Source organism: Kitasatospora sp. NPDC091257 (assembly GCF_044757675.1).
GTDB lineage: Bacteria > Actinomycetota > Actinomycetes > Streptomycetales > Streptomycetaceae > Kitasatospora > Kitasatospora lactacystinica.
In genome coordinates this window covers 1-10,542 of record NZ_JBIVVI010000167.1, presented here as the reverse complement: position 1 = coordinate 10,542, position 10,542 = coordinate 1, and the positions used below count along the sequence as shown (strand labels likewise).

The 10,542-nt window shown below is 72.4% G+C and carries 7 protein-coding genes and 1 pseudogene; 6 read left to right on the top strand and 2 right to left on the bottom strand.

What is annotated here, in order from left to right; translation table 11 throughout:
- Window positions 1-101 precede the first annotated feature (101 nt).
- Window positions 102-432 (bottom strand): annotated as a pseudogene (locus ACIQOV_RS10770) (MBL fold metallo-hydrolase); the annotation flags it as partial.
- 45 nt (window positions 433-477) lie between these two features.
- Window positions 478-1,230 carry a maleylpyruvate isomerase family mycothiol-dependent enzyme gene (locus ACIQOV_RS10765; protein WP_401047237.1) on the bottom strand — a complete coding sequence of 251 codons (753 nt, stop codon included), beginning with the start codon at window positions 1,228-1,230 and terminating at the stop codon, window positions 478-480.
- A gap of 279 nt (window positions 1,231-1,509) precedes the next feature.
- Between ACIQOV_RS10765 and uvrA the strand changes: the two genes are divergently transcribed.
- The 6 genes from uvrA (at window position 1,510) to whiA (ending at window position 10,272) form a co-directional block, all read left to right on the top strand.
- Complete coding sequence (uvrA, locus tag ACIQOV_RS10760; protein ID WP_401047236.1) at window positions 1,510-4,422, top strand: excinuclease ABC subunit UvrA; 2,913 nt, start codon at window positions 1,510-1,512, stop codon at window positions 4,420-4,422.
- A gap of 123 nt (window positions 4,423-4,545) precedes the next feature.
- On the top strand, window positions 4,546-4,983 hold the full coding sequence (locus tag ACIQOV_RS10755) for a Rieske (2Fe-2S) protein (RefSeq protein WP_380548964.1): 438 nt from the start codon (window positions 4,546-4,548) through the stop codon (window positions 4,981-4,983).
- An 84-nt stretch (window positions 4,984-5,067) separates the two neighbouring features.
- Window positions 5,068-7,137: an excinuclease ABC subunit UvrC gene (gene uvrC / locus ACIQOV_RS10750; protein WP_401047232.1), complete on the top strand. Its 2,070-nt coding sequence runs from the start codon at window positions 5,068-5,070 to the stop codon at window positions 7,135-7,137.
- Window positions 7,138-7,255: 118 nt separating this feature from the next.
- Window positions 7,256-8,140 carry an RNase adapter RapZ gene (rapZ, locus tag ACIQOV_RS10745; RefSeq protein WP_359912919.1) on the top strand — a complete coding sequence of 295 codons (885 nt, stop codon included), beginning with the start codon at window positions 7,256-7,258 and terminating at the stop codon, window positions 8,138-8,140.
- A gap of 63 nt (window positions 8,141-8,203) precedes the next feature.
- The gene (yvcK, locus tag ACIQOV_RS10740) at window positions 8,204-9,301 is read left to right on the top strand and encodes a uridine diphosphate-N-acetylglucosamine-binding protein YvcK (RefSeq protein ID WP_380548970.1); all 1,098 of its coding nucleotides are present in this window, start codon (window positions 8,204-8,206) and stop codon (window positions 9,299-9,301) included.
- A complete protein-coding gene (gene whiA / locus ACIQOV_RS10735; RefSeq protein WP_049649611.1) occupies window positions 9,292-10,272 on the top strand; it encodes a DNA-binding protein WhiA in 981 nt (326 codons plus the stop codon). Before yvcK ends, whiA begins: the two co-directional genes overlap by 10 nt.
- Window positions 10,273-10,542: the final 270 nt, after the last annotated feature.

Below are 10,542 nucleotides of genomic sequence, written 5' to 3'. Positions count from 1 at the left end.
ACTGCATTTCCAGCGTGAACCACGCCTTCAGCGGAGCTGGGAGCCAGGCCGCCGCGGCAGGAAGCGTCGCCGCGGGAACATCGCGCGGCCCGCGTCCGCGAGCAGCAGCTCGGTGGGGACGTCGATGCCCTCGGCGTCGTGCTCGCCGGCGGCCGTCCGGGCGCCGGTGGTGGCGACCACCTCGGCCAGCGCGCCCCAGTGGTCGTGGTGCCGGTGGGTGGTGACCACCGTTTCGAGGTCGTCCCCGACGGTCTCCAGCAGCACCGGCGCGTCGGCGGCCGCGTCGATCAGGAGCTGTTCGTCGGTGGCCCGGCAGCGCAGCAGGTAGGCGTTGTTGTCGTACGGGCCGACGGCGACCTTGGTGATGATCAGGTGGGCCAGTTCCCGCACGTCCGGCGCTCCGCCGACCTTGACCGCTCCGTGGTACGTCATCCGTTCGCTCCCTCTCCAGTGGCTCCTGGGATCATCCTCGCGCCGTCAGCCCATCGGGGGAAGCCGGGGGAGGGTGGTGCCGGGGGCGTGGCGCAGGCCGTCGCCGGTGGAGCGGCCGGAGAGCCACGCGGTCAGCGCGCGGACCGGGCCCTCGACGGTCAGGGCCGGGGTGCCGGTGCCGATCACGGCGCGGTCCTCGGTGTCGTCGGCGACCAGCTCCACGGGGGGCAGGCCGGCCTCCCCGGCCAGCCCCTCGGCGAGCCCGCGGAACCGGGTGACCGCGAACTCCTGCGGCCAGTGCGCCGGGGTGTAGCCGCCGTCCAGGTCGACGTGGTGGAACTCCAGCTCGACCACGCGCTTGCCCGGGATGTCGAAGGCCGGGAAGACGTAGCCGGAGCGGTGCCTGACCCCGACGGCCCAGGCCTCGGGGTCCATCAGCGCGGCGGCGGCGAGGAAGCGCTCGTGGGACTCCCGAAGGTCGGCGAGCTGGACCTCCAGCGGGCGCGGCGCGTCGCGCTCGATGTCCTGGTCGCGGGCCTCGTTGCCGGCGTACTGGGGGATGTCGGTGCCGGTGCGGGCGCCGGTCAGCAGGTTGACCAGGGAGTCGGCGTTGCGGGCGAGGTGGGCCAGCACGTGGCCGCGGGTCCAGCCGGGCAGCGCGGAGGGCTCGGCGAGGGCCTCGGGCTTCAGCTCGGCCGCGGTGTGCAGCAGGTGCCGGGTGCTCTCCTCGACCCGGGCCAGGTGCCGGGCGGCGGACGCGGCGGCGGACTGCGGGTCGGTCGGCTGCGGGTCGGTCATCGAATCTGCCTTCTGTGACGAGAGGGTGCGTTGCCCGCGGGGGCTTCGCTCGTTGACCAGGTGACGCTACCGCCGGATCCGCGCCCTGAGCAGGGGGTTTTCGGCTATGCGCGCCGTGCGGGTACGGACGGTCCCGGGGTGGCCCTCACTCGTTCGGGTGGTCTCCGCTGGACAGAGTCGATATTCGAACGTCTGAGCTATAGGCTGGCTGCCGCATCCTGGAAGAAGTACCGATACTCACCGCAAGCCCTCTCGCCCCGGAGAAAGGCGCCAGAAGCAGTGGCCGACCGCCTCATCGTCCGCGGTGCTCGCGAGCACAACCTCAAGAACGTCTCGCTCGACCTGCCCCGCGACTCCCTCATCGTCTTCACGGGCCTCTCCGGCTCCGGCAAGTCCTCGCTCGCCTTCGACACGATCTTCGCCGAGGGCCAGCGCCGCTACGTGGAGTCGCTGTCCTCCTACGCCCGCCAGTTCCTCGGGCAGATGGACAAGCCCGACGTGGACTTCATCGAGGGCCTCTCCCCGGCCGTCTCGATCGACCAGAAGTCCACCAACCGCAACCCCCGTTCGACCGTCGGCACCATCACCGAGGTCTACGACTACCTGCGCCTGCTGTTCGCCCGGATCGGCAAGCCGCACTGTCCGCACTGCGGCCGGCCGATCGCCAAGCAGTCGCCGCAGGCGATCGTGGACAAGGTGCTGGAGCTCGCCGAGGGCACCCGCTTCCAGGTGCTGAGCCCGGTGGTGCGCGAGCGCAAGGGCGAGTTCGTCGACCTCTTCGCCGACCTCCAGTCCAAGGGCTACTCCCGCGCCCGCGTCGACGGCGGGACGATCCAGCTCGCCGAGCCGCCGAAGCTCAAGAAGCAGGAGAAGCACACCATCGAGGTGGTGATCGACCGCCTGACCGTCAAGGACAGCGCCAAGCGGCGGCTCACCGACTCGGTGGAGACGGCCCTGCGCCTGTCCGGCGGCATGGTCGTGCTCGACTTCGTCGACCTCCCCGAGGACGACCCGGAGCGCGAGCGGATGTACTCCGAGCACCTCTACTGCCCGTACGACGACGTGTCGTTCGAGGAGCTGGAGCCGCGCTCGTTCTCCTTCAACTCGCCGTTCGGCGCCTGCCCGGACTGCTCGGGCCTGGGCAACCGGATGGAGGTCGACCCGGAGCTGGTCGTGCCCGACGTCGAGCGCTCGCTGGACGAGGGCGCGATCCACCCGTGGTCGGCCGGGCACGCCAAGGAGTACTTCCAGCGCCTGATCGACGCGCTCGCCGGGGAGCTCGGCTTCCGCACCGACATCCCCTGGGCCGGGCTGCCCGCCCGGGCCAGGAAGGCGCTGCTGTACGGGCACAAGCACCAGGTGGAGGTCCGCTACCGCAACCGCTTCGGCCGGGAGCGCTCGTACAGCACCGGCTTCGAGGGCGCGATCCCGTTCATCCAGCGCCGGCACACCGAGGCGGAGAGCGACAGCAGCCGCGAGCGCTTCGAGGGCTACATGCGCGAGGTGCCCTGCCCGACCTGCCGGGGAACCCGGCTCAAGCCGGTGGTGCTCGCGGTCACCGTCGAGGGCAGGTCGATCGCCGACGTCTCCTCGATGTCGATCAGCGACTGCTCCGAGTTCCTGGGCGCGATGAAGCTGAACGCCCGGGACAAGCAGATCGCCGAGCGGGTCCTCAAGGAGGTCAACGAGCGGCTGCGCTTCCTGGTCGACGTCGGCCTGGACTACCTCTCGCTCGACCGCGCGGCCGGCACCCTGTCCGGCGGCGAGGCCCAGCGCATCCGGCTGGCCACCCAGATCGGCTCCGGCCTGGTCGGCGTGCTGTACGTGCTGGACGAGCCGTCCATCGGCCTGCACCAGCGGGACAACCACCGGCTGATCGAGACGCTGGTGCGGCTGCGCGACATCGGCAACACCCTGATCGTCGTCGAGCACGACGAGGACACCATCAAGACCGCGGACTGGGTGGTCGACATCGGCCCGGGCGCCGGCGAGCACGGCGGCAAGGTGGTGCACTCCGGCTCGCTGAAGCAGCTGCTCACCAACAAGGAGTCGCTGACCGGCCAGTACCTCTCCGGCAAGCGGTCCATCCCGATCCCGGCCTCCCGCCGCGAGCGGGACAAGAAGCGCCAGCTGACCGTCCACGGCGCCCGCGAGCACAACCTCAAGGACGTCACGGTCGGCTTCCCGCTGGGCACCTTCACCGCGATCACCGGCGTCTCCGGCTCCGGCAAGTCGACGCTGGTCAACGACATCCTGTACACCCACCTCGCGCGGGAGCTGAACGGCGCCCGCAGCGTGCCCGGCCGGCACACCCGGATCACCGGCACCGACCAGGTGGACAAGGTGGTGCACGTCGACCAGTCGCCGATCGGCCGCACCCCGCGCTCCAACCCGGCCACCTACACCGGCGTGTTCGACCACGTCCGCCGGCTCTTCGCGGAGACGCAGGAGGCCAAGGTCCGCGGCTACCTGCCCGGCCGGTTCTCCTTCAACGTCAAGGGCGGCCGCTGCGAGAACTGCTCGGGCGACGGCACCATCAAGATCGAGATGAACTTCCTGCCGGACGTCTACGTGCCGTGCGAGGTCTGCCACGGCGCCCGGTACAACCGGGAGACGCTGGAGGTCCACTACAAGGGCAGGTCCATCGCCGAGGTGCTGGACATGCCGATCGAGGAGGCCCTGGACTTCTTCGAGGCGGTCCCGGCGATCGCCCGGCACCTGCGCACGCTCAACGACGTCGGCCTCGGCTACGTCCGGCTCGGCCAGTCCGCGCCCACCCTCTCCGGCGGTGAGGCGCAGCGCGTCAAGCTCGCCTCGGAGCTCCAGAAGCGCTCCACCGGGCGGACGGTCTACGTGCTGGACGAGCCCACCACCGGCCTGCACTTCGAGGACATCAGCAAGCTGATCAAGGTGCTCAGCGGGCTGGTGGACAAGGGCAACACGGTGATCGTCATCGAGCACAACCTCGACGTGATCAAGACCGCCGACTGGGTCGTCGACATGGGCCCCGAGGGCGGCTCCGGCGGCGGCACGGTGGTCGCCGAGGGCACCCCGGAGCAGATCGCCGCCGTCCCGGAGAGCCACACCGGCAAGTTCCTGCGGGACATCCTGCCGGCCGACTTCACGGACGCCCCGGTCGCCGCCCCGGCGAAGAGGGCGCCGCGCAAGCGCGCGGCCGCCGCGAAGAAGTAGTCCCGTCCGTCCACCCCGCCGCTCCCCGCCGCCCGCACCGTCCGGGTGGCCCGGGAGCGGTGGGGTGGCGCGGCATAGAATTCCGTGGTCCCTCGCCGCAGCAGCAACCGTAGGAGCACACCGATGTCCGAGGCCCCCGAGACCAGCCCCACCGCCTCCCGCCGCACCCTGCTCTGCGGGGCCGCGGCCGTCCTGGCGGCCGGCGGCACCGTGGCGGTCACCGGGTGCAGCTCCTCCGCCTCCTCCGGCAACAGCGCCCCCAAGGGCCCGGTCGACCTCGGCCCGGCCTCGGCCGTGCCGGAGGGCGGCGGCAAGGTCTACCGCGAGCAGAAGATCGTGGTGACCCAGCCCACCGCGGGCCAGTACAAGGCGTTCAACGCCCGGTGCACCCACGCCGGCTGCCTCGTGGACCAGGTGAAGAACAACCAGATCCAGTGCCCCTGCCACGGCAGCCGCTTCGCCATCGCCGACGGCGCCGTGCAGGACGGACCGGCCCCCTCCCCGCTGCCCGCCTACACCGTCACGGTCGAGGGCGGCAACCTCAAGGTGACCCCGAGCTGACCCAGTTGACCGCCTTCCGACCGCCACGGTCCTCCCCGACGATCTCCGCCCCGCGGCCCCGGCCCCACTCGGTACGGTGGACCCATGGCTGACCCGAGCACCTACCGCCCCGCGCCCGGTGCGATCCCGACCTCCCCCGGCGTCTACCGGTTCCGCGACGCCCACGGCCGGGTCATCTACGTCGGGAAGGCCAAGAGCCTGCGGCCGCGCCTGTCGTCCTACTTCCAGGACCTGGCCGGTCTGCACCCGCGCACCGCGACGATGGTCACCACCGCCGCCTCGGTGGAGTGGACCGTGGTCGGCACCGAGGTCGAGGCGCTCCAGCTGGAGTACTCCTGGATCAAGGAGTTCGACCCGCGGTTCAACGTCAAGTACCGCGACGACAAGAGCTATCCGGAACTCGCCGTCACCCTCGACGAGGAGTACCCGCGGGTCCAGGTGATGCGCGGGGCGCACAAGAAGGGCGTGCGCTACTTCGGCCCGTACGGGCACGCCTGGGCGATCCGCGAGACGGTCGACCTGCTGCTGCGCGTCTTCCCCGTCCGCACCTGCTCCAACGGCGTCTTCAAGCGCGCCCGCCAGGTCGGCCGGCCCTGCCTGCTCGGCTACATCGGCAAGTGCGCCGCGCCCTGCGTCGGCAAGGTCTCGGCGGACGAACACCGCGCGCTGGCCGAGGACTTCTGCGACTTCATGGCCGGGCGCACCGGCAACTACCTGCGCCGGCTGGAAGAACAGATGCAGGAGGCCGCCGAGGAACTGGAGTACGAGAAGGCGGCCCGGCTGCGGGACGACATCGGCGCCCTCAAGCGCGCGATGGAGAAGAACGCCATCGTGCTCGCCGACGCCACCGACGCCGACCTGCTGGCCCTCGCCGAGGACGAGCTCGAAGCCGCCGTGCAGATCTTCCACGTCCGCGGCGGCCGGGTGCGCGGCCAGCGCGGCTGGGTCACCGACAAGGTCGAGGACGTCGACACCGCCGGCCTGGTCGAGCACGCCCTCCAGCAGCTCTACGGCGGCGGCGAGTCCGTCCCCCGCGAGGTGCTCGTCCCCGCCCTGCCCGCCCCGGCGGAGCCGGTCCGCGAGTGGCTGAGCGGCCTGCGCGGCAGCCAGGTCGACCTGCGCGTCCCCCAGCGCGGCGACAAGAAGGACCTGATGGCCACCGTGCAGCGCAACGCCCAGCAGGCGCTCGCACTGCACAAGACCAAGCGCGCCTCCGACCTCACCACCCGCAGCCGCGCCCTCCAGGAGATCGCCGACGCGCTGGAGCTGGACTCCGTCCCGCTGCGCATCGAGTGCTACGACATCTCCCACCTCCAGGGCGAGGACGTGGTCGCCTCCATGGTCGTCTTCGAGGACGGCCTGGCCCGCAAGAGCGAGTACCGCCGGTTCCAGATCAAGGGCTTCGAGGGCCAGGACGACGTCCGCTCGATGCACGAGGTGATCGGCCGGCGCTTCCGCCGCTACCTCCAGGAGCGCGAGCAGACCGGCGAGTGGGCCGTCCCGGAGGAGGACGACACCGGCACCGACCCGGGCGGCGGCACCGACCCGGACACCGGCACCGGCGGCACCCGGGACGAGGACGGCCGCCCCAAGCGCTTCGCCTACCCGCCGCAGCTGCTGGTCGTCGACGGCGGGCAGCCGCAGGTCGCCGCCGCCAAGCGCGCCCTGGACGAGCTCGGCATCGACGACGTCGCGCTGTGCGGCCTGGCCAAGCGCCTGGAGGAGGTCTGGCTGCCCGGCGAGGACGACCCGGTGGTGCTGCCCCGCTCCAGCGAGGGCCTCTACCTGCTCCAGCGGGTCCGCGACGAGGCGCACCGCTTCGCGATCAGCTATCAGCGCAACAAGCGTTCCAAGCGACTCACCGCCGGGGAACTGGACTCCGTCCCGGGCCTCGGCGAGACTCGCCGCCGGGCGCTGCTCAAGCACTTCGGCTCGCTGAAGAAGCTCCGGGCCGCCACCGTGGACGAGCTCTGCGAGGTACCCGGCATCGGACGCCGCACCGCGCAGACTGTTGCGGAGGCGTTGTCGTCCCGTACACCCGTCGCACCCGCGGTCAACACCGCGACCGGCGAGATCATCGAGGACGGGGCCGAGCAGGCCGCCGAGCCGGTGGCAGCAGCACCCCAGACCGCACCATCCCAGGAGACGCCATGACGGCCGACGCCGCCCGTCAGCCGGTGTGCCCCGGCCCCGCCCGCCTGCCCGGGCCGGGGAAGGGCGGCCGAGCCGTACGCGTTCTCCCCAGCAGAAAGACCGAGAGCGGGGAACCGAAGTGACCGTGTCAGACGTGGCCGAGAACGCGCCGGAGCTGGTGATCATCTCCGGGATGTCCGGAGCCGGCCGCTCCACCGCGGCCAAGTGCCTGGAGGACCTCGGCTGGTTCGTGGTGGACAACCTGCCGCCGGCCCTGATTCCGACCATGGTCGACCTGGGCGCGCGCTCCCAGGGCAACGTCGCCAGGATCGGCGTGGTCGTGGACGTCCGCGGCCGGCAGTTCTTCGACGACCTGCTCACCTCGCTGGACGAGCTGGAGAAGCGCGGGGTCCGGCTCCGGGTCGTCTTCCTGGACTCCTCCGACGAGGCGCTGGTGCGCCGCTTCGAGAGCGTCCGCCGCCCGCACCCGTTGCAGGCCGACGGCCGGATCGTGGACGGCATCGCCCAGGAGCGCGACCTGCTGCGCGACCTGCGCGGCGAGGCCGACCTGGTGATCGACACCTCCAACCTCAACGTGCACCAGCTGCGCGCCAAGCTGGACGCCCAGTTCGCCGACCACGACGAGCCCGAGCTGCGCGCCACCGTGATGTCCTTCGGATTCAAGTACGGCCTGCCGGTCGACGCCGACCTCGTGGTGGACTGCCGCTTCCTGCCCAACCCGCACTGGGTGCCCGAACTGCGGGCCCGCACCGGCACCGACGCGGACGTCGCCGACTACGTCTTCCAGCAGCCCGGAGCCAACGAGTTCCTGGACGGTTACGCCCAGCTCCTGCGCATCATCACCGAGGGATACCGCCGCGAGGGGAAGCGCTACATGACGCTTGCCGTAGGCTGCACCGGTGGCAAGCACCGCAGCGTCGCCATGTCCGAGCGTCTGACCAAGCGTCTCATCGCCGACGGAGTCGAGACGGTGCTCGTCCACCGTGACATGGGACGGGAGTAACCGCCGCCTCCCTGCCGGGCCCGCCGGCGGAGCGGTCGGCGGGCCGAGGAACGCGAGGTGAGTGTGGCGGGATACGTGCCCGGGCGACAGCCGCAGAGCAGGACCGGTGACCGGGCGGGCAGCCCGGCCCGGCCCACGGCGCCGGGCCGTCCGCGCAGCAGTCCCGCCCGCGCCAATCCGGCGCCCAGGATCACCGCGCTCGGCGGCGGGCAGGGCCTGTCGGCCTCGCTGTCGGCGCTGCGCCGGCTCACCAGCGACCTCACCGCCGTGGTCACCGTCGCCGACGACGGCGGCTCCAGCGGCCGGCTGCGCGAGGAGCTGGGTGTGCTGCCCCCGGGCGACCTGCGCAAGGCGCTGGCCGCGCTGTGCGGGGACGACGACTGGGGCCGCACCTGGTCCGAGGTGATCCAGCAGCGCTTCACCGGCAACGGCGAGCTCGGCGGCCACGCGGTGGGCAACCTGCTGATCGTCGCGCTCTGGGAGAAGCTGGGCGACCCGGTGGCGGCACTGGACTGGGTCGGCCGGCTGCTCAACGTGCAGGGCCGGGTGCTGCCGATGTCGGCGGTGCCGCTGGACATCGAGGCGACCGTCCGCGGCCACGACCCGCTGCGGCCCGGCGAGGTCACGGCCGTGCGCGGCCAGGCCGACGTCGCGGTGACCCCGGGCACCGTGCAGTCGATCCGGCTGCTGCCGGACGAGCCGCCCGCCGTCCCGGAGGCGGTCACCGCCGTCCGGGAGGCGGACTGGGTGGTGCTCGGCCCCGGCTCCTGGTTCACCAGCGTGCTGCCGCACCTGCTGGTGCCCGAGCTGGCCGCGGCGCTCACCGAGACCCGCGCCCGCCGCCTGCTCACCCTGAACCTGGCCCCCCAGCCGGGGGAGACCGAGGGCTTCACGCCGCAGCGTCACCTGGAGGTCATCGCCGACCACGCTCCGGACCTCGCCGTGGATGCGATCCTGGTGGACGAGCGCGCCGTCACCGGCGGGGCCTTCGGCCAGGCCGACCTGGACGGACTGGAGAAGGCCGCCGAACGGATGGGAGCGGCTCTGGTGCTCGGCTCGGTGGCCCGCGCCGACGGGACGCCGCGACACGACCCCGAGCTGTTGGCGGCAGCGTACGACCGGATTTTCCGGACACATGGAAGGATCGGGCCATGGCGATGACTCCAGCGGTGAAGGACGAGATCAGCCGGCTCCCGGTCACCCGGGCCTGCTGTCGCAAGGCGGAGGTGTCGGCGATCCTGCGGTTCGCGGGCGGGCTGCACATCGTGAGCGGCCGCATCGTGATCGAGGCGGAGCTGGACACCGGAGCGGCGGCACGGCGGCTGCGCAAGGACCTGCTGGAGATCTTCGGGCACTCCTCGGACCTGGTGGTGATGGCCCCCGGCGGACTGCGCCGGGGCAGCCGCTTCGTGGTCCGGGTGGTCAAGGACGGCGAGCTGCTGGCGCGCCAGACCGGGCTCGTGGACGGCCGCGGCCGTCCGATCCGGGGCCTGCCCCCGGCGGTCGTCTCCGGGGCCACCTGCGATGCCGAGGCGGCCTGGCGCGGCGCCTTCCTGGCGCACGGCTCGCTCACCGAGCCGGGCCGCTCCTCCTCGCTGGAGATCACCTGCCCCGGCTCGGAGGCCGCCCTCGCCCTGGTCGGTGCCGCCCGCCGGCTCGGCATCCCGGCCAAGGCCCGCGAGGTGCGCGGCGTCGACCGGGTGGTGATCCGCGACGGCGACGCGATCGGCGCCCTGCTGACCCGGCTCGGCGCGCACGAGTCGGTGCTCGCCTGGGAGGAGCGCCGGATGCGGCGCGAGGTGCGCGCCACCGCCAACCGGCTGGCCAACTTCGACGACGCCAACCTGCGCCGCTCGGCCCGCGCCGCGGTGGCGGCCGGCGCCCGGGTGGCCCGCGCGCTGGAGATCCTCGGCGACGAGGTGCCCGAGCACCTGGCCGCGGCCGGCCAGCTGCGGATGCAGCACAAGCAGGCCTCGCTGGAGGAGCTGGGCGCGCTCGCCGACCCGCCGCTGACCAAGGACGCGGTGGCCGGCCGGATCCGCCGCCTGCTGGCGATGGCCGACAAGCGGGCCTCCGAGCTCGGCCTGCCGAGCACCGAGGCCAGCCTCACCGACGAGATGGCGATGAACTGACCGAGATGGCGATGAACTGACGCCCACGCTCACGCTCCGTGATCACGACAGGCCGGTGCCCGGACTTCCGGGCGCCGGCCGCGGTCGTTTCCGGACAGCCACGACACTCCCGAATTGGTAGAGACCACTGACCTGGGACCAACTGCCCGGCGGGCCAGGGCCGGACGGCCTGAAATGGGGTTTGGGGCACGCCACGCCCGGTCTCACCAGGCGGCGCGATGTGCCGTCCCAGGCCCCGGAGGGGTAGGGTCATAGGCGGTCGGGGACTTC